Raw genomic sequence first — 17655 nt, 5'->3', positions numbered from 1 at the left:
TAAGCGGCGTAATGCTGACACTCGCCCTGATCGCCGCCATGCTCGCAAGCGCCGCCCCTCCCCAGGAGGGCTATGACGCGCACGTTCCGCCCAAGGCCGTCAGCCCGGCAGACCCTGAAATGAGACGCGCAGTGTTTGCGGCGAAGGTTGAAGCCGCATGGCATCTGGCCGATGCGGCTTCTCTTCGATCAGAACCTGAAGCTCGCCCGTAGCAGCAGGGCATAGCGGATGTAGTCGTCCAGGAACTCCGCGTCCGCCTCCACGGCCAGCATGCCGAGTTCATTGCCCACGTTCAGTCGCAGACCGACGATCGGGCCGCCGCCCTCGAGATTATCGGCGACCAGGTCAAACGCGGATCCGCCGCTCAGGAAGCGCGCGGTCGTCACGCCGCCGTCGTGAGAGATAATCTGGCGCCAGCCGACGCGAACTTCGGGGCGCAGCCACTGGTTCTCGCCAAAGCCCATGCCGAAGTTGAGGGCGGCCGTGGTGGAGAAGATGTGTCCGTCGCGATCATCGATGGCCAGGTCGAAACCGTCACCGCCGCCAGCTTCCTGGAAACCGTCTTCGCTGAGCGCGAAATACTCGGCCAGGATCTCGGGCCGCAGGCTGTACCGCCCGAAATTCCGCTCATACGAGGCGCCGGCGGCGGCTGTAACCGTGTAGCCGTTCCAGTCTGCTTCCGCGCGACGCAGGATGCCCTCGCCGACGAACTGTCGAACGGACTCGAAGCTGGCGTAGCCGCCAGCAGCCCGCGCCCACGTCGTCCACGCGCCGCCCTGGGCGCGCCAGTAGAGGCCGAGCTCGATGAGGCTGGCCGAGAGGCGTTCCTCGGCCGCGGCGCCGGGCTCCTCGAGGTCGGACGAGGTGAAGGCCGTCGATATGCCGACCGCGCCCATGGCCGTTCCGCGCTCCACGCCCCCGGCGAAACCGAAACCTTCCGACTTGAAGCCGTAGGCGTCCTCGGTCTCCTTGTCGGCGTAGAAATTGATTTCCTGAAGCCAGGCGCTGGTCTCGCCCCGGGCGGCGCTGTTGTTGCGGCCCGCGAGTGCCCTCGTCACCGCATCGACGCCCGAGGCCAGCGAAATGAGCGACCCGCCCGAATGGTCGGGCAGCATTTGCTCGTACACCGCCAGCAGGCCGTCGCGATCATTCTGGCCAAGGAACGCCTCCCTCAGCTCATCATCAGCGTTCAGGGCGTTGTAAACCGCATCATAGGCGGCGGACTCCGACTGGATCATGCCGATTTCGGCCGCGGTGCGGCGCCGGACGTCCAGATAGACCTGACCGGCGGCTTCGTCGGCGCCGGCCTCGACCACGAACAGGAAGGGTGAATTCTCTTCCAGAGAGGTCTGGTCGATCGCTCCGAAATCCAGCGTACCCGCCTCGATGACCGTGTAACGGGTCGGGTCCTGAACGAGAGACGTGAATCGTGCGCCCAGTCCCGCGCCGTCGGCGAAGGTGGCGACGCCGGAGACGTTGAACCCGCCGGACGTGCCAGCTGTGGGATCGATGGTGATGATCAGACTGCCGTCAGCGCCGACGGACAGGTCGCTGATGTCGAGGGATCCCGCTTGCTGGGCGTCAAGAATGCCGCTCGCCACATCGATGGAGAGCAGGCCGCCCGTGGCGGCGAGCGCGCCGCGAACCTCGGCGTCGCCGCTGATCAGCAGTCTGTCGGCGCCCGCGCCGAAATCGATATCACCGAAAACAAAGCCGTCCCGGATATCCAGGGTGTCTGCGCCGGACCCCAAAAGGATTTCTCCGGCGATGACGGGGGACGTGATGCCGCTGGCGGGCGGATTGTCCGGGTCGGTCTCGAGCAGCAGCTGCGTCAGGGTCACACCGGTCGTGTTGGCGCTCACGTCGATGGCGATGCGCCGGCCTTCGGTGGGGATGATAACGCCGTTTTCGTCCCTGGTCGGAACGATCGCGGCCTGAATGATCCCGATGTTGTCGATCTGGGTGAGCGTGCCGCTGAGGTCGCGTATGGCGATCGAGTCGCCGATCGCTCCGGTCAAGGAGGTCTGCACACGACCGGAGTTATAGAGCGCGGGCAGATTTGCACCGGACTCGACGAGGACGCCGACGGCTTCATGGTCGCCCTCGGACACGACGGTGCCGAGAATGGATCCCGAATTGTCCAGAACCGGTGTGACGGCGCCCGCACTGAAGCGTATGCCCGTGGCGTCGGCCTCTCGCGTCCGGGCTTCGAACCCGCCTTCGTTGCTGACGCCGCCGTCGATCGTGACGGTATTGCCACCGGCGACACCGATCTGCAGCGCGGTCGCCTCAACGCCGTCGTAGACGCCCGCCGCAGTCACGCCGCCGCGATTGATGAAGCCGAAAGCGAGTTCATCGGCCCCGACGACGCCGAGGGTGATGTCCCGGTCCTGCGATCCGATCTCGATGGCGGGAGCAGACCCGAACGTGGTTATGGTCGCCGTTGTCTGCTGGGCGTCCGGCACGCCGTCACCATCGGTGTCCGCGTCGTCATCATCGTCTTCATCGTCAGTGGGCGGGGCTGTGGTGGCGAGCAGGACACCTCCAGCCACGTTGCCGGCGATGCGAACAGCCGGGCCGCCGATGAGCAGATCGTCCTCATCCAGGTCTTCAATGGCGTCTTCCGAGGGACGTCCCGTGTAGCGGAAGCCCGTCGCGGTAATGGTCGAATCGATCCGGACCCCGCCGGCGACATCGCCCTCCAGCGAAACGCCGGTCGCGTCTTCACCGCGAACATTGATCCCGCCGCCGATCCAGACGTCGCCGCCCACATCGCCCGTGCTTCGCACCGCATAGGTGCGGTCGCCCGTCATGGTTACGGTGCCGCGCATCACCAGATCGCCGGTCAGTCCCGCCTCATTGGAGATGCCGTATGAGTCGTTGCCCTCAACCGTGATCGCGCCCTGAAGGCCGACGGTGACATCGCCGTCCAGCGGTGCGTCACCGACGATGCGGACGCCGTAGCGATCCGACCCTTCCGCGAAAGGCCCGTCGAGATCGCCGTCCTCGTCCTCGTCGGCGACTTCATAACCGTCGGTCACGCTGATCAGGCCATCCACATTGACCGAGCCGGAATTACCGCCTTCGGCCAGAATGCCGGTTGCGCCGTCTGCGGCGTCCTGCATCACGATCTGTCCACCGATGGCGATCGTGATGTCGTTGTTCGAGTTCAGGGTGGCGGCGGCGCCGGAGCCGACGCTGATCGTCCCGCCGTTGGCGATGATGATGTCATCCGCCTCGCCGTCATTGGCGTTCGCGGTCAGAATCGGGGTCGTGCGATTGTTGGTGATCTCGACATCGGCGTGAGCCATTCCGGCTGCCGCGACGAGCGGTGCGAGCGCGACGGCGGTCGCGAGCAATTTACGCATGGATGAAGAACCCCTTGGTGACGCGCGCTCGATTAGCCTGGCCCCGAGCCGGGGCCGAACGACACGCCCCAAGTTTCTCGAATTTGAGGCGATTGCAAGGCCACAACTCTCATAGCCGCGATGAACCGGCGGTGCAAAGGCAGGCTGACCGCGACGATCACAACCTTGACCATTATGCATTTCGCGCTCACGCATCCAACGCTCGCGCTCTGCGTTGGAGCGTCGACAACAGGCGGAGTTTACGAATGATCGACGTTCAGGAGAACGAGGTTCAGCTGATTCCCGGGCGGGACGAGAAGGTGGCCAACGCCTTCAGCACCGTGAAGGGCGCCTCGGCCGACCCCCGGACCCGGATGATCGACACCACCATGCTGTACGCGCCCCGTTCCGGGGGTGTGAAACGCTACCTGCTGGCCAAGAAGGCGTGGCTGGAGGCGAACCGACCGGACATCGCCCATACCCTGGTGGTGCCGGGCGCCCGCTATAATGCCCGGCCGGGCCTACTGACCCTGCAATCGCCCAAGCTGCCGTTCGGCGACGGTTATCGCTGGCCCACGTCCATCAAGCGGTGGAGCGCCTGGGTCGCGGCGATGCATCCCAACCTGATCGAGGCCGGGGATCCCTATACGCCCGGGCAAGCGGCGCTTGAGGCGGGGCAGCGGGCGGGGTGCCCGGTGATTGGGTTCTGCCATTCCGATCCGGCCGCGCTGGCGGCGCTGCATTTCGGGGAATGGGCCAAGAAACCGGTGGAGAAGCGCTGGTCCAGGCTGTTCTGCCAGTTTGACCGGGTGATTTCCCCCAGCCGCTACATCGCCCGTCGGCTGGAGGAGGCGAGGGTGCCCAATATCGTGGTCCAGCCGCTGGGCGTGGAGATCGACACCTTCCGGCCGGAGCGGGCGGACCGGGCCGGTCTGTTGAAGCAGTTGGGTCTGAAGGCCGATGCGCGGCTGCTGGTGTTCGCCGGCCGGCCGGCGCGCGAGAAGAACATCGATGTGCTGATCCGGGCGGTGCAGAAGCTGGGCGCGCCCTATCATCTGGTGCTGGTGGGGGCGGGCATGGGCCTGCCGCGCGAGGACCGGGTGATCTCGCTGCCATATGAATCCGACCCGAAGGCCGTGGCCCGCATCGTGGCCAGCTGCGACGCCTTCGTCCACGCCAATGATCGAGAGCCCTTCGGCCTGATCGTGCTGGAGGCCATGGCCTGCGGCTTGGCCGTGGTTGGCGTGAACGCGGGCGGCGTGGCCGAGACCGTGGACCGCGAGGTCGGCGAACTGGCGGAGGCTGCGGAGCCCACCGCCTTCGCCGCCGCTGTCGAAGCGCTGTTTGAGCGGGACGTGGAGGCCATCGGTCAGGCCGCGCGGCTGAGAGCGGTGCAGCGATTCGCCTGGAGCCGCGTGTTTGAGGACCTGTGCATGGTGTACGGCGATGTCAGCGGTCAGGCCGCCTTCGTCCAGCCGGGCGACACCTATCCGGTGCACTGACAACGATTGAGGCGCCGCCGGTTCAGAGGGCGGCGCCGATCAAATGCCGACTGCACCGCGTCAGATTTCAGGAAGTGGAATTGAAAAGCGCCATTCCCTCCAAGGAAGGAATGGCGCGAGTGACGGGGCTCGAACCCGCGACCTCCGGCGTGACAGGCCGGCACTCTAACCAACTGAGCTACACCCGCGTATTCCCTCGGCGCGAAGCAGTGCGTCGCGGCGAGGGGCGTCGTTTAGGCGGCGCCCCTCGCGCCGTCAAGCGGCATAAGGCACGAAATTATCGCGCCTCGGGTTCCGGGGCCGCCGGACCCACCGGATTGGCGGGCTGGGCCGCCTCGGCGGGCGTGGGCAGATCGTAGTGAACCCCCGCGCCGGGCCCCAGCGGCAGGGCGACGGCGGCCCAGGCGCCGGTCATGATCGAGCCGAAGATCAGGAAGACCATGGAATAGGGAATCATGATGGCCATCAGGCTGCCCATGCCGAAGTCCCGATCCCAGCGCTGGCAGAAGGTGAGGACCAGCGGGAAATAGACCATCAGGGGGGTGATGATGTTGGTGACCGAATCGCCCATGCGGTAGGCGGCCGTGGTCATCTCGGGGCTAATTCCAAGCAGCATCAGCATGGGCACCAGGATCGGCGCCAGGAACGCCCACTTGGCCGAGGCGGAGCCCACGAAGATGTTGATCAGGCCCGCCACGATGACGATGGCGAACAACAGGCCGAAGGTGTTCAGTCCCGACTGGCTGATCAGCTCGGCCCCGCCGATGGCCATGATGGCCCCCAAGTTCGACCAGTTGAACATGGCCACGAAGTGGGCGGCGACGAAGGCCAGCACGATGTAGGGCGCCATGTCGGCCATGGCCTCGGACGTCATCCGCACGATGTCGCGGTGCGACTTCACCGTGCCGGCGGCGATGCCGAAGGCCACGCCGGTGAGTAGAAACAGGACAAAGAAGGCCGCCACAAGGGACTGGTAGAAGGGTTGCAGACGGGCGGCGGAATCCGCGCCTTCCGGATCGACCAGGGGCGCGCCGGGCGCGAACACCATGGCCGCCCAGCCGCCGATGACCACCAGCGCGGCAAGGCCGGCCAGCCACAGGCCACGACGCTCGGCCGGAGTGGTGTCGCCGTCCGACATCTTGATCGGCGAATCGGCCTTCTGAACCCAGACGCCCAGGCGCGGCTCGATCATCTTGTCCGTGACCCACCAGCCCAAGGGCACGAACATCACGGTCATGGCCACGATGAAGAACCAGTTGCCCGCCGGGTTCATGGTCCAGCTGGGATCGATCAACTGCGCGGCGGGCTCGGTGATTCCCAGCAGCAGCACGTCCAGCTGGCCCGGGAAGATGTTGGCCGAGAAGCCTGCGGACACGCCCGCGAAGGCGGCGGCGATGCCCGCGATAGGATGGCGCCCGGCGGCGGCGTACAGCACGCCCGCCAGCGGGATCAGGACCACATAGGCCGCGTCAGCCGCGTGATTGCCGATGATGGCGATGAAGATGACGATGGGTGTGAGCAGGAAGGCCGGCGCGCGCTTCACGCCTGCCCGCATGCCTGCGGAGAACAGGCCCGTCCGCTCGGCAACGCCCGCGCCAAGCATGACCACCAGCACATAGCCCAGGGGTGCGAAACCGGTCAGGGTCCGGGGCATCTCGACGAACAGTTGCCGAAGGTTGTCAGGAGATACGAGGCTTTCCGCCACGATGGGTTCTGCGGTCACCGGGTTGACGGCCGCCCACCCGGCATAGGCGGCGAAGACGCTGACGCCCATCAGGATGGCGATCAGCCAGACGAAAATGAACACCGGGTCGGGCAGCTTGTTGCCCGCCTTCTCGACCCCGTTCAGCAGCCAGTTGCCGATCCCCATCGACGCTCTCCTTTTGATTGGCCCCACGTGTGGTTACTATTCAGACCGAACGGGGCGCTGTCAGCAAAAAAGCACCAAGGGGCTGCGAACCATTCTCAATAAAATCCTTGTGCGACATGGGTTTGAACCGTTGGCGTCTTGGGTCTAGAAGACGCGCGAATCCGCCGTCCTCCCCGGCGAACGAGGCTTGGTCTCAATGAACGAATTTCTGCTGGAATACCTGCCGATCGTGGTCTTCTTCGGGATCGCGACGGTGCTTGGCCTCGGCTTCATGATCGCCGCCTGGGTGCTGGCGCCCAAGAATCCCGACACCGAGAAGCTGTCCGCCTACGAGTGCGGCTTCAACGCCTTCGACGATGCGCGGATGAAGTTCGACGTGCGGTTCTATCTGGTGTCGATCCTGTTCATCATCTTCGATCTGGAAATCGCCTTCCTGTTCCCGTGGGCGGTGGCGATGATGGGCATGCCGGGCGAGCACATGGTGTTCGCCTTCTGGTCGATGATGGTGTTCCTGGGCGTGCTGACCATCGGGTTCCTTTACGAGTGGAAGAAGGGGGCTCTGGAATGGCAGTGACCGCCAAGACGGCCTCGGGCCTGGTCGTGCCGCCTGCTTACGGGCAGGGCGCGCGTTCGACGGTCGAGGGCTACGATCCCGCCAAGCACGACAAATTCTTCGAGCAGGTCAGCGACGAGCTGGATCAGCGCGGCTTCATCACCGCGCCGCTGGATGACGTCATCACCTGGGCCCGCACCGGGTCTCTGATGTGGATGACCTTCGGCCTGGCGTGCTGCGCCGTCGAAATGATGCAGGCGTCCATGCCGCGCTACGACATGGAGCGCTTCGGCATGGCCCCGCGCGCCAGCCCGCGCCAGTCGGACCTGATGATCGTTGCCGGCACCCTGACCAACAAGATGGCTCCGGCCCTGCGCAAGGTCTACGACCAGATGCCGGATCCGCGCTATGTGCTGTCCATGGGCAGCTGCGCCAACGGCGGCGGGTACTACCACTACAGCTATTCCGTGGTGCGCGGCTGCGACCGGGTGGTGCCGGTGGACGTCTATGTGCCCGGGTGCCCGCCGACGGCGGAGGCGCTGCTGTACGGGCTGCTGCAGCTGCAGAAGAAGATTCGCCGCACCGGGACGATCGACCGATGACCGATGTGATGACCAAGGCCGACAAGGCGCTGGGCACGCTGGGGCGCGCCATCCAGAAGGCGGGCGGCAAGGCCGTGACCGGCTGGAGCGTGGCGTTCGGCGAGCTGACCATCGAGGCCCGCCGCGACGACATCGTGGCGGTGATGACGAAGCTGCGGGACCAGTTCGAGTTCCAGCAGCTGACCGACCTGGCGGGGGTGGACTATCCCGAGCGGGCCGAGCGGTTCGACGTGGTCTATCATCTGCTGTCGCTGACGAAGAACCTGCGCGTGCGCGTGCGGGTGATGACCGACGAGCGGGCGGCCGTGCCCAGCGTCACCGGCGTCTATCCGGCGGCGGACTGGTTCGAGCGCGAGGCGTTCGACATGTACGGCATGCTGTTCTCGGGGCACCCGGACCTGCGCCGGCTGCTGACCGACTACGGCTTCCAGGGCTATCCCCTGCGCAAGGACTTCCCCATGACCGGCTATGTGGAGGTCCGCTACGACGAAGAGCAGAAGCGGGTGGTCTATGAGCCCGTCAAGCTGGCCCAGGAGTTCCGGAATTTCGACTTCCTGTCGCCGTGGGAAGGCGCCGAGTACGCCGCGCCGGTCCTGCCGGGTGATGAGAAGGCGATCGGCTCGGCCGGCAAGCCCAGCGGAGGCAAGGCGTGATGGCGGACGGTCAGGACACCAAGGCTATCAAGGTCGACGCGCGGGACGAAGCCGCGCTGGAAACCGGCGCGGTCGCGTTCGACACGCCGGTGAAGGCGGACATGGACGACCGCAAGTTCACCATCAATTTCGGGCCCCAGCACCCGGCGGCGCACGGGGTGCTGCGTCTGGTGCTGGATCTGGACGGGGAGGTTGTGACGCGGGTGGACCCGCACATCGGCCTGCTGCACCGGGGCACGGAAAAGCTGATGGAGGCGCGGACCTACCTTCAGAACATTCCGTACTTCGACCGCCTGGATTACGTGGCGCCGATGAACCAGGAGCACGCCTTCTGCCTGGCCATCGAGAAGCTGATGGGCGTCGAGGTTCCGTACCGGGCCCAGCTGATCCGGGTGCTGTATTCGGAAATCGGCCGGATCCTCAGCCACCTGCTGAACGTCACCACGCAAGCGATGGACGTGGGCGCCCTGACCCCGCCGCTTTGGGGTTTCGAGCAGCGCGAACAGCTGATGGTGTTCTATGAGCGGGCCTGCGGCGCGCGTCTGCACGCCAACTATTTCCGTCCCGGCGGCGTCCATCAGGACCTGCCCGACGACCTGATCAACGACATCTCGAAATGGTGCGAGGCCTTCCCGGAGGCGCTCAAGGACATCGAGAGCCTGGTCACCGAGAACCGCATCTTCAAGCAGCGTAACGTGGACATCGGTGTGGTGTCCAAGGACGAGGCGCTGGCCTGGGGCTTCTCCGGCGTGATGCTGCGCGGCTCGGACATTCCGTGGGATCTGCGGAAATCCCAGCCGTACGAATGCTATGACGAGATGGAATTCGACATCGTCGTGGGCAAGAACGGCGACTGCTGGGATCGTTACCTCTGCCGCATCGAGGAGATGAAGCAGTCGGTGCGGATCATGGAGCAGTGCATCCACAAGCTGCGCAATTTCCGCGGCCCGGTGATGACCGAGAACAACAAGGTCGTGCCGCCGCGCCGGGGCGAGATGAAGCGCTCGATGGAAGCCCTGATCCATCACTTCAAGCTGTACACCGAAGGCTTCCATACGCCGGAAGGCGAGGTCTATGCGGCGGTCGAGGCGCCCAAGGGCGAGTTCGCCGTCTATCTGGTGTCCGACGGCACCAACAAGCCGTACCGCTGCAAGATCGTGGCGCCTGGCTTCAAGCACCTGCAGGCCATGGACTGGATGAACCGCGGCCACATGCTGGCCGACGTGTCCGCCATCCTGGGCTCGCTGGACATCGTGTTCGGAGAGGTGGACCGATGAGCGTCCGACGTCTGGCAAAAGAACAACCGGCCTCGTTCGCGTTCTCGAAGGACACGAAGAAGAAGGCCGACTGGTGGATCGCCAAATATCCGGCGGAGCGGAAGGCTTCGGCGGTGATCCCGATCCTTTGGCTGGTTCAGAAGCAGGAAGGCTGGGTCAGCGAGCCCGCCATCCGCGCCATCGCCGAGCTGCTGGCCATGCCCTTCATCCGGGTGCTGGAGGTGGCGACCTTCTACACCATGTTCCAGCTGGAACCGGTTGGAAAAGCTGCGCTTATTCAGGTGTGCGGCACCACGCCGTGCATGCTGCGCGGCGCCAATGAACTGATGGCGACCTGCCGCGAAAAGATCGGCCCCAAGGATCACCTGTCCGCCGACGGCCGCTTCACCTGGCAAGAAGTCGAGTGCCTGGGCGCCTGCGCCAACGCGCCCATGGCCCAGATCAACGACTACTATTTCGAGGACCTGACGCCGGAGACCCTTGCCCAGATCATCGACGACTTCGCCGCCGGCAAGGCGCCCAAGGCGGGCTCCTATGTCGGCCGCAAGTCGTCTGAGCCGGAAGGCGGGGCCACCACCCTGAACGATCCGAAGCTGTACGACGGCTCGGCCGCCAAGCCGATCAAGAAGCTGCCCAACAGCGAACCGGCGAAGGAGCCGGCGTGATGGACAAGGTCGATCTGGACACCGCCGAGGGCCGCCGCGCCTATCGGGACGAGCTGAACGGGGTGGCGCGGCCGTATCGCCGGGCCGGGCTGGTGTTCATCGTCATCGGCGCCTTCGTGCTGTGGGGCTCCACGCGCGGCTGGGCCGGGTTGACCGAAAGCGCCCAGGTCTGGGGCTACGGCGCCCTGGCTATCGGCTGGGTTCTGTTTCTGACCGCGACGTTCCTTCGGACGCGCCACCACAAGCGCCGTATCGCGCAAGGACTGTAAGAGATGGTCGGCATTCTGGAAGACAAGGACCGCGTCTTCACCAACCTGTACGGCTTCCATGACTGGACGCTGGAGGGGGCGAAGAAGCGCGGCGCGTGGAACGCGACGGCGGACATGCTGGCGCTGGGCCGTGACTGGGTCATCACCAACGTCAAGAACTCGGGCCTGCGCGGCCGGGGCGGCGCCGGTTTCCCCACCGGGCTGAAGTGGTCCTTCATGCCCAAGGAGGTGAAGGACCGGCCGCACTATCTGGTGGTCAACGCCGACGAATCCGAACCGGGCACCTGCAAGGACCGGGAGATCATGCGCCATGATCCCCACCTGCTGATCGAAGGCTGCCTGATCGCCAGCTTCGCCATGCAGGCGCACGCCTGCTACATCTATCTGCGCGGCGAATATGTGCTGGAGCGGGAGCGCATGGAGGCGGCGGTCAAGCAGGCCTATGACGCCGGCCTGATCGGCAAGAACAACGTCCACGGCTGGGACTTCGACGTCTATATCCACCACGGCGCGGGCGCCTATATCTGCGGCGAGGAAACGGCGCTGCTGGAAAGCCTCGAGGGCAAGAAGGGTCAGCCGCGTCTGAAGCCGCCGTTCCCGGCGGGCGCGGGCCTGTATGGCTGCCCCACCACGGTGAACAATGTGGAGTCCATCGCGGTCGTGGGCACGATCCTGCGGCGGGGGGCGGAGTGGTTCGCCGGCTTCGGCCGTCCGAACAACACCGGCACCAAGATCATGTCGATCTCGGGCCACGTGAACCGCCCGTGCAATGTGGAAGAGGCGATGTCCATTCCGCTGCGCCAGCTGATCGAGGATCACTGCGGCGGCGTGCGGGGCGGCTGGGACAATTTGAAGGCCATAATCCCCGGCGGATCATCGGTGCCGATGATCACCCGCGAGATGGCGGAATCGGCCCTGATGGACTTCGATTCCCTGCGCGAGATGCGCTCGGGTCTGGGCACGGCGGCGGTGATCGTGATGGACCAGTCCACCGATCTGGTGAAGGCCATCGCCCGCATCGCCTATTTCTACAAGCACGAGAGCTGCGGCCAGTGCACGCCGTGCCGCGAAGGCACCGGCTGGATGTGGCGGGTGCTGGAGCGCATGGCCGTGGGCGATGCGGACCCATCGGAAATCGACCTGCTGCTGGACGTGGCCGGTCAGGTGGAAGGCCACACCATCTGCGCCCTGGGCGACGCCGCGGCGTGGCCGGTGCAGGGCCTGATCCGGCACTTCCGCCACGAGATCGAAGACCGCATCACTATCTATCGCAACGCGCGCGGCGCCTACGCCGGCCATTCGATCGCGGCGGAGTAGGGGATGCGCAACGCCTTTTCCCTCATCGCCCTGACGGTCGTGCTGGCCGCCTGTTCGCAGGCGGAAGAGCCCGCGTCGGCGCCGGAGACGGCGGCCGAGCCCGCCGTGACGACCCAGACCTCGCCGGAAGCCTTGGATCAGGCCGGGCTGCGCGACGTGTGCCGCGCGGCCATCGCCACGGTGAACGAACTGCCGGTCGCCCTGATCGATGTGGACGGCGTCGAGACGCTGGACGAAGGCGAGGCGGTGAACCTGTCCTGGCGTGCGCCGGTGGACGGGGGCCGCGCCCAGGCCCAGTGCCGGGTCGAGGGCGATGTGGTGGTCTGGCGCCTGACCGGCCTGCCGGATCCTGAGGCCCAGGTGTGGCGCACCGGCCCAACCGATCCGATCGTCCGCTATGTGCGCGAGAACGACCAGATCACGATTATCCAGACCCTCCCGGATGGGACGAGTTCGCAGGCGCAAGTGTCTGTGAATAGTGAAGAAGAGGCCCGCTGATGCCCGTCGCCAAGGTCAACGGCGTAGAGATCGAGTTTGAGCCCGGCATGACCGTGCTCCAGGTCGCCGAGAAGGCGGGGCAGGAGATTCCGCGCTTCTGCTATCACGAGCGGCTGTCCATCGCCGGCAACTGCCGCATGTGTCTGGTCGAGGTGAAGCCGGGGCCGCCCAAGCCGCAGGCCAGCTGCGCCCTGCCGGCCGCCGACGGGCAGGAGATCTTCACCAACACCCCCATGGTCGAGAAGGCCCGCAAGGGGGTGATGGAGTTCCTGCTGATCAACCACCCGCTGGATTGCCCGATCTGCGATCAGGGTGGGGAATGCGACCTGCAGGACCAGTCGATGTATTTCGGCCGGGACGCCTCGCGCTATGCCGAGAACAAGCGCGCGGTCGAAGAAAAGCACATGGGTCCGACCATCAAGACCTTCATGACGCGCTGCATCCAGTGCACGCGCTGTGTGCGGTTCATCACCGAGGTGGCGGGCGTGCCGGACATCGGCATGATTTCGCGCGGCGAGAGCGCCGAGATCACCACCTATCTGGAAAAGTCGGTGGACTCCGAACTGTCGGGCAACGTCAACGACCTGTGCCCGGTGGGCGCCCTGACGCACCGGCCGTGGCAGTACCACTACCGCCCGTGGGAGCTGAAGAAGACCGAGACCATCGACGTGATGGACGCGCTGGGCTCCAACATCCGCGCCGACAGCCGGGGTTCCGAGGTCATGCGCGTGCTGCCCCGCGTGCACGAGGGCATCAATGAGGAATGGCTGAGCGACCGCAGCCGCTATGTGGTGGACGGGCTGACGAAGCGCCGTCTGGACCGCCCGTGGGTGCGTGAGGGCGGCAAGCTGCGCCCCGCCACGTGGGACGAGGCGCTGGGCGTCTTGGCCGACAAGCTGAAGGCGGCCAAGCCGGAGAAGATCGGCGCCATCGCCGGCGACCTGCAGGACGCGGAGTCCATGAAGGCGACGCTGGACCTGTTCCGGGCGCTGGGGTCGGCCAACACCGACTGCCGTCAGGACGGCGCGGCGATCGGCGGGAGCGAGCGCGAGGGCTGGCTGTTCAACAGCGGTCTGGCCGGCATCGAGAACGCGGACGCCATCCTGATGGTGGGTGTCAATCCGCGCGTCGAGGCGCCGCTGCTGAACGCCCGCATCCGCAAGGGCTGGCTGGCGGGCCGCACCGAGGTGATGGTGATCGGCGAGCAGGCCGAGCTGACCTACGGCTATCAATATCTGGGCGCCGGGACCAAGACGGTCGGCAAGCTGCCCAAGGCGGCCATGGACCTTCTGACCAAGGCCGAGCGTCCGGCGATCATCGTCGGCTCCGCCGCCCTGACCGGCGAGACCGGTCCGGCGGTGCTGAACACGCTGGGCAAGCTGGCGGCCAAGGTCGGCGTGGTCGGTGAGGGCTGGAACGGCTTCAACGTGCTGCACAATGCGGCGGCGCGGGTGGGCGGTCTGGATCTGGGCTTCATCCCGGGCGAGGGCGGTCTGTCGGCGGTGGAGATGGCCCAGAAGGGCGCGCTGGACGTGCTGTTCCTGCTGGGCGCTGACGAGATCGACACGTCCAAGTCGAAGGCGTTCAAGGTCTATCTGGGCAGCCACGGGGACGCGGGCGCGCACGGAGCGGACGTGATCCTGCCGGGCGCGGCCTATACCGAGAAGTCGGGTCTGTATGTGAACACCGAGGGCCGGGTGCAGATGACCGAGCGGGTCGTGTTCCCCAAGGGCGAGGCCAAGGAAGACTGGGCCATCCTGCGGGCCCTGTCGGAACGCGTGGGGCAGACCCTGCCGTACGACAGCCTGAACCAGCTGCGAGCCAAGCTGATGGCCGATCATCCGACCTTCGGCCGGGTGGACTATCTGGCCCCGGCGCGGGCGTTCGGCGTCGACAAGCTGGGCGCCAAGGGCGAGCTGGGCGACGTGGTGTTCGCCCCGGCCCTGAAGGACCCGTATCTGACCAACCCGATCGCGCGCGCGTCCGAGACCATGGCCGAACTGTCGGCCCAGCGTTCGGCGCCCCAGCTGATGGCGGCGGAGTAAGTGATGGAAGCGACCACGACCTCATTCTGGAGCACGCCGCTGGGCTGGACCCTGATGACTGCGGGCGGAATCCTGCTGGTCACCGTCGGGATCCTGATCTCGCTGGCGTTTCTGCTGCTGGCCGACCGCAAGATCTGGGCGGGCGTGCAGCTGCGCAAGGGACCCAATGTGGTGGGACCGTTCGGCCTGCTGCAGTCCTTCGCCGACTTCTTCAAATTCGTGCTGAAGGAGATCGTGGTCCCGGCGGGCGCGGACAAGATCGTGTTCCTGCTGGCCCCGCTGCTGACCTTCATCCTGGCCTTCATCGCCTGGGCCGTGGTGCCGTTTGCGCCGGGCTGGGTGGTGTCGGACCTGAACGTGGGCGTGCTGTACCTGTTCGCCGTGTCGTCGCTGGGTGTCTACGGCATCATCATGGGCGGCTGGGCCTCCAACTCGAAATATCCGTTCCTGGGCTCGCTGCGGTCGGCGGCCCAGATGGTCAGCTATGAAGTGTCGCTGGGCCTGATCATCGTCACGGTGATCCTGCTGGCCGGCAGCATGAACCTGACCGCCATTGTGGAGAACCAGGCCGGCTGGTTCTGGAACTGGCACACCTTCGGCGGCGGGCTGGCCAACTGGCCGCTGCTGGTGGTGATGTTCCCGATGATGATCGTGTTCTTCGTCTCGGCCCTGGCCGAGACCAACCGCCCGCCGTTCGACCTTCCCGAGGCGGAGTCGGAACTGGTGGCCGGGTATCAGGTGGAATACTCGTCCACGCCGTACCTGCTGTTCATGATCGGCGAGTACGCCAACATCGTGCTGATGTGCGTGCTGCTGACCCTGCTGTTCTGGGGCGGCTGGAATCCGGGCTTCCCGACGGAGTTCATGGACGCCTGGCCGGTGTTCGTGGCAAACCTGTTCTATCTGGCCGTCTTCTGCGTGAAGGTGGTGGCGTGGTTCTTCATGTTCGCCCTGGTGAAGGCCTTCGTGCCCCGTTACCGCTATGACCAGCTGATGCGTCTGGGCTGGAAGGTTTTCCTGCCGTTCTCGCTGGTGGCCGTGGTGCTGGTGGCGGCGTGGCGGGTGTTCGGGGGCGCGATCTGATGCGCATCGCTTTTCCCGTCGTCGCCTGCGCGGTGCTACTGACCGGCTGCGGTCCCGTAGTGTTCGGCCCCATGCCGACGCCTGCGCCCGTTCCCGCCGAGGTGGCCCTCGAGCGCCAAGAAGCCCGCGAGGACGCCGCCGCCGAGCGCCTGCGCCGCTGCCAGATGGGCGAGACGGGTGTGCGCCGGGATGACCGCCGCTGCCGTGACGGGGTTCCGAAATGAGCGCGCGGATCGTGACCGGACTGATTGCGGTTGGCCTGCTGGCCGCCTGCGCGCCCTATGAGGCCGAGCCAACCTCCGTCTATCAGTGGGAGCGCCGCCAGGACGGCATCGAGCGCGCCCACCAGCAGCGCGTCGAGCGTTGCCGCGCCATGAACAGAGACAGCGAGCGCTTCGCCCGCGAATGCGCCGACCTGAGAGAGATCGACTGATGTTGAACCGTATCGGACAGGCTGTGAAAGGCGCGATGCTGATCGATGTGATCGGCGCCGTCGGCCTGTCGTTCAAATACATGATGAAGCCCAAGGCGACGGTGAACTATCCGTTCGAGCGCGGGCCGCAATCGCCGCGCTTCCGGGGCGAGCACGCCCTGCGCCGCTATCCCAACGGCGAGGAGCGCTGCATCGCGTGCAAGCTGTGCGAGGCCATCTGCCCGGCCCAGGCCATCACCATCGAGTCCGAGCCGCGCTCTGACGGCAGCCGCCGCACAACCCGCTACGATATCGATATGGTCAAATGCATCTACTGCGGCCTGTGCCAGGAGGCCTGCCCGGTGGACGCCATCGTCGAGGGGCCGAACAGCGAATACGCCACCGAGACGCGCGAGGAGCTGTATTTCGACAAGGACCGCCTGCTGGCCAACGGGGATCGTTGGGAGCGGGTGATCGCGAAGAATCTGGAACTGGACGCCCCCTACCGATAAGAGGGGCGCCGATTCCGCACATGCGTTCTGTCGTGTCCCGGTCGGGGGCGGGCAGGGGATTTCACAAGGGCTTCGGGGCGTCCCGGATCCGTACGGTTTTTGAGAGGGGCTAGGTCCCGCCGATGATACAGGCGATCGCCTTTTATCTGCTGGCCACGGTGAGCGTGGCGTCGGCGTTGCTGGTCGTGACGGCCAGGAACCCGGTGCACTCGGTGCTGTGGCTGATCACCACCTTCTTCTCGGCCGCCGGGCTGTTCGTCATGCTGGGCGCCGAATTTCTCGCGATGCTGCTGGTGGTGGTCTACGTGGGCGCCGTGGCGGTGCTGTTCCTGTTCGTGGTCATGATGCTGGACGTGGACTTCGTGCAGCTGCGCGAGGGCTATGCGAAATACTTCCCGTTGGCGGCCATCGTGGCGCTGGTGCTGCTGGCCGAGATGGTCGTGGTGGCCGTCGCGGTGGGGCAGGGCGGCGCGGCGCGCGGGGGCCAGCTGATCCCGGCCACGGACGTGTCCAACGTCGAGGCCATCGGCCGGGTGCTTTACACCGAGTACGTCTACATCTTCCAGGCGGCGGGTCTGGTGCTGCTGACCGCCATGATCGGCGCCATCGTCCTGACCCTGCGTCAGAAGCCCGGAATCAAGCGTCAGGACATCGGCCGCCAAGTGAACCGGCGCCAGTCCGACGCCTTCGCCAATGTCCGGCCCGAGAGCGGCAAGGGCGTCACCCTGGAGGATCTGAAATGATCGGATTGCCGCACTATCTGGCGGTCGCCGCGATCCTGTTCACCATCGGGGTGTTCGGCATCTTCGTGAACCGCAAGAACATCATCATCATCCTGATGTCGATCGAGCTGATCCTGCTGTCGGTGAACATCAACTTCGTCGCCTTCTCGGCCTATCTGAACGACATGTCCGGGCAGATCATGGCCATGTTCATCCTGACCGTCGCCGCCGCCGAGGCCGCCATCGGCCTGGCCATTCTGGTGACCTTCTTCCGCAACCGCGGCGACATCACGGTTGATGATGCTTCGATGATGAAGGGCTGACGCGC

The 17655-nt window shown here is 65.9% G+C and carries 18 protein-coding genes and 1 tRNA gene; 16 read left to right on the top strand and 3 right to left on the bottom strand.

Translation table 11 applies throughout. The features are described from left to right. Positions 1–188: 188 nt before the first annotated feature. Positions 189–3368, bottom strand: a complete 3180-nt coding sequence (locus ACI8U3_RS05455) for an autotransporter domain-containing protein (RefSeq protein WP_415014049.1) — start codon at positions 3366–3368, stop codon at positions 189–191. A gap of 245 nt (positions 3369–3613) precedes the next feature. Here ACI8U3_RS05455 and ACI8U3_RS05450 point away from each other — a divergent pair, with 245 nt between their 5' ends. After that, positions 3614–4849 (top strand): glycosyltransferase, encoded by a 1236-nt coding sequence (locus ACI8U3_RS05450; RefSeq protein WP_415013851.1) that lies wholly within the window; start codon positions 3614–3616, stop codon positions 4847–4849. Positions 4850–4960: 111 nt separating this feature from the next. On the opposite strand, the gene ACI8U3_RS05445 is transcribed toward ACI8U3_RS05450, so the two are convergent. Both ACI8U3_RS05445 and ACI8U3_RS05440 read right to left on the bottom strand, forming a co-directional pair. After that, a tRNA-Asp gene (locus tag ACI8U3_RS05445) sits at positions 4961–5037 on the bottom strand. Between the two features lie 89 nt (positions 5038–5126). Continuing rightward, positions 5127–6719: an AbgT family transporter gene (locus ACI8U3_RS05440; RefSeq protein ID WP_415013850.1), complete on the bottom strand. Its 1593-nt coding sequence runs from the start codon at positions 6717–6719 to the stop codon at positions 5127–5129. Positions 6720–6915: 196 nt separating this feature from the next. Here ACI8U3_RS05440 and ACI8U3_RS05435 point away from each other — a divergent pair, with 196 nt between their 5' ends. From ACI8U3_RS05435 to nuoK, 15 genes are all read left to right on the top strand, one after another. Further along, on the top strand, positions 6916–7293 hold the full coding sequence (locus ACI8U3_RS05435; protein WP_045319163.1) for an NADH-quinone oxidoreductase subunit A: 378 nt from the start codon (positions 6916–6918) through the stop codon (positions 7291–7293). Continuing rightward, positions 7263–7874, top strand: coding sequence for a NuoB/complex I 20 kDa subunit family protein (locus ACI8U3_RS05430; protein ID WP_415013849.1), 612 nt, complete (start codon positions 7263–7265; stop codon positions 7872–7874). Before ACI8U3_RS05435 ends, ACI8U3_RS05430 begins: the two co-directional genes overlap by 31 nt. Further along, complete coding sequence (locus tag ACI8U3_RS05425) at positions 7871–8527, top strand: NADH-quinone oxidoreductase subunit C (protein ID WP_415013848.1); 657 nt, start codon at positions 7871–7873, stop codon at positions 8525–8527. The genes ACI8U3_RS05430 and ACI8U3_RS05425 overlap by 4 nt, the downstream gene beginning before the upstream one ends. Before the next feature lie 101 nt (positions 8528–8628). Next, positions 8629–9804: an NADH-quinone oxidoreductase subunit D gene (locus ACI8U3_RS05420; RefSeq protein ID WP_415014048.1), complete on the top strand. Its 1176-nt coding sequence runs from the start codon at positions 8629–8631 to the stop codon at positions 9802–9804. Next, positions 9801–10469, top strand: a complete 669-nt coding sequence (nuoE, locus tag ACI8U3_RS05415) for an NADH-quinone oxidoreductase subunit NuoE (protein ID WP_415013847.1) — start codon at positions 9801–9803, stop codon at positions 10467–10469. The genes ACI8U3_RS05420 and nuoE overlap by 4 nt, the downstream gene beginning before the upstream one ends. Continuing rightward, positions 10469–10738 carry a hypothetical protein gene (locus ACI8U3_RS05410; protein ID WP_415014047.1) on the top strand — a complete coding sequence of 90 codons (270 nt, stop codon included), beginning with the start codon at positions 10469–10471 and terminating at the stop codon, positions 10736–10738. Before nuoE ends, ACI8U3_RS05410 begins: the two co-directional genes overlap by 1 nt. Positions 10739–10741: 3 nt before the next feature. Further along, positions 10742–12055 (top strand): NADH-quinone oxidoreductase subunit NuoF, encoded by a 1314-nt coding sequence (gene nuoF, locus ACI8U3_RS05405; RefSeq protein ID WP_415013846.1) that lies wholly within the window; start codon positions 10742–10744, stop codon positions 12053–12055. Between the two features lie 3 nt (positions 12056–12058). Next, positions 12059–12553, top strand: a complete 495-nt coding sequence (locus ACI8U3_RS05400; RefSeq protein WP_415013845.1) for a hypothetical protein — start codon at positions 12059–12061, stop codon at positions 12551–12553. Next, the gene (nuoG, locus tag ACI8U3_RS05395; protein WP_415013844.1) at positions 12553–14598 is read left to right on the top strand and encodes an NADH-quinone oxidoreductase subunit NuoG; all 2046 of its coding nucleotides are present in this window, start codon (positions 12553–12555) and stop codon (positions 14596–14598) included. The genes ACI8U3_RS05400 and nuoG overlap by 1 nt, the downstream gene beginning before the upstream one ends. A gap of 3 nt (positions 14599–14601) precedes the next feature. Beyond that, entirely contained in the window at positions 14602–15681 is a 1080-nt protein-coding gene (nuoH, locus tag ACI8U3_RS05390; RefSeq protein WP_415013843.1) for an NADH-quinone oxidoreductase subunit NuoH, read from the top strand. Beyond that, complete coding sequence (locus tag ACI8U3_RS05385; RefSeq protein ID WP_415013842.1) at positions 15681–15905, top strand: hypothetical protein; 225 nt, start codon at positions 15681–15683, stop codon at positions 15903–15905. The genes nuoH and ACI8U3_RS05385 overlap by 1 nt, the downstream gene beginning before the upstream one ends. 11 nt (positions 15906–15916) lie before the next feature. Continuing rightward, positions 15917–16114: a hypothetical protein gene (locus ACI8U3_RS05380; protein WP_415013841.1), complete on the top strand. Its 198-nt coding sequence runs from the start codon at positions 15917–15919 to the stop codon at positions 16112–16114. Further along, positions 16114–16605 carry an NADH-quinone oxidoreductase subunit NuoI gene (gene nuoI, locus ACI8U3_RS05375; protein ID WP_292103224.1) on the top strand — a complete coding sequence of 164 codons (492 nt, stop codon included), beginning with the start codon at positions 16114–16116 and terminating at the stop codon, positions 16603–16605. Before ACI8U3_RS05380 ends, nuoI begins: the two co-directional genes overlap by 1 nt. A 122-nt stretch (positions 16606–16727) precedes the next feature. Next, positions 16728–17348 (top strand): NADH-quinone oxidoreductase subunit J, encoded by a 621-nt coding sequence (locus ACI8U3_RS05370; RefSeq protein ID WP_415013840.1) that lies wholly within the window; start codon positions 16728–16730, stop codon positions 17346–17348. Continuing rightward, positions 17345–17650: an NADH-quinone oxidoreductase subunit NuoK gene (gene nuoK, locus ACI8U3_RS05365; RefSeq protein ID WP_415013839.1), complete on the top strand. Its 306-nt coding sequence runs from the start codon at positions 17345–17347 to the stop codon at positions 17648–17650. The genes ACI8U3_RS05370 and nuoK overlap by 4 nt, the downstream gene beginning before the upstream one ends. Positions 17651–17655 lie beyond the last annotated feature (5 nt).

Source organism: Brevundimonas sp., assembly GCF_047617075.1.
GTDB lineage: Bacteria > Pseudomonadota > Alphaproteobacteria > Caulobacterales > Caulobacteraceae > Brevundimonas.
Note: the sequence above shows the minus strand (reverse complement) of the source record. Positions and strands in the feature narration are given on the sequence as shown.

What these genes read in the sequence shown, in the direction of transcription:
- ACI8U3_RS05425 (WP_415013848.1), top strand. Translation starts at nt 7,871, where the DNA reads ATGACCGATGTGATGACCAAGGCCGACAAGGCGCTGGGCACGCTGGGG.
- nuoE (WP_415013847.1), top strand. Translation starts at nt 9,801, where the DNA reads ATGAGCGTCCGACGTCTGGCAAAAGAACAACCGGCCTCGTTCGCGTTC.
- ACI8U3_RS05435 (WP_045319163.1), top strand. Translation starts at nt 6,916, where the DNA reads ATGAACGAATTTCTGCTGGAATACCTGCCGATCGTGGTCTTCTTCGGG.
- nuoI (WP_292103224.1), top strand. Translation starts at nt 16,114, where the DNA reads ATGTTGAACCGTATCGGACAGGCTGTGAAAGGCGCGATGCTGATCGAT.
- ACI8U3_RS05385 (WP_415013842.1), top strand. Translation starts at nt 15,681, where the DNA reads ATGCGCATCGCTTTTCCCGTCGTCGCCTGCGCGGTGCTACTGACCGGC.
- nuoF (WP_415013846.1), top strand. Translation starts at nt 10,742, where the DNA reads ATGGTCGGCATTCTGGAAGACAAGGACCGCGTCTTCACCAACCTGTAC.
- nuoG (WP_415013844.1), top strand. Translation starts at nt 12,553, where the DNA reads ATGCCCGTCGCCAAGGTCAACGGCGTAGAGATCGAGTTTGAGCCCGGC.
- ACI8U3_RS05440 (WP_415013850.1), bottom strand. Translation starts at nt 6,719, where the DNA reads ATGGGGATCGGCAACTGGCTGCTGAACGGGGTCGAGAAGGCGGGCAAC.
- ACI8U3_RS05370 (WP_415013840.1), top strand. Translation starts at nt 16,728, where the DNA reads ATGATACAGGCGATCGCCTTTTATCTGCTGGCCACGGTGAGCGTGGCG.
- nuoK (WP_415013839.1), top strand. Translation starts at nt 17,345, where the DNA reads ATGATCGGATTGCCGCACTATCTGGCGGTCGCCGCGATCCTGTTCACC.
- ACI8U3_RS05450 (WP_415013851.1), top strand. Translation starts at nt 3,614, where the DNA reads ATGATCGACGTTCAGGAGAACGAGGTTCAGCTGATTCCCGGGCGGGAC.
- ACI8U3_RS05400 (WP_415013845.1), top strand. Translation starts at nt 12,059, where the DNA reads ATGCGCAACGCCTTTTCCCTCATCGCCCTGACGGTCGTGCTGGCCGCC.
- ACI8U3_RS05420 (WP_415014048.1), top strand. Translation starts at nt 8,629, where the DNA reads ATGGACGACCGCAAGTTCACCATCAATTTCGGGCCCCAGCACCCGGCG.
- ACI8U3_RS05410 (WP_415014047.1), top strand. Translation starts at nt 10,469, where the DNA reads ATGGACAAGGTCGATCTGGACACCGCCGAGGGCCGCCGCGCCTATCGG.
- nuoH (WP_415013843.1), top strand. Translation starts at nt 14,602, where the DNA reads ATGGAAGCGACCACGACCTCATTCTGGAGCACGCCGCTGGGCTGGACC.
- ACI8U3_RS05455 (WP_415014049.1), bottom strand. Translation starts at nt 3,368, where the DNA reads ATGCGTAAATTGCTCGCGACCGCCGTCGCGCTCGCACCGCTCGTCGCG.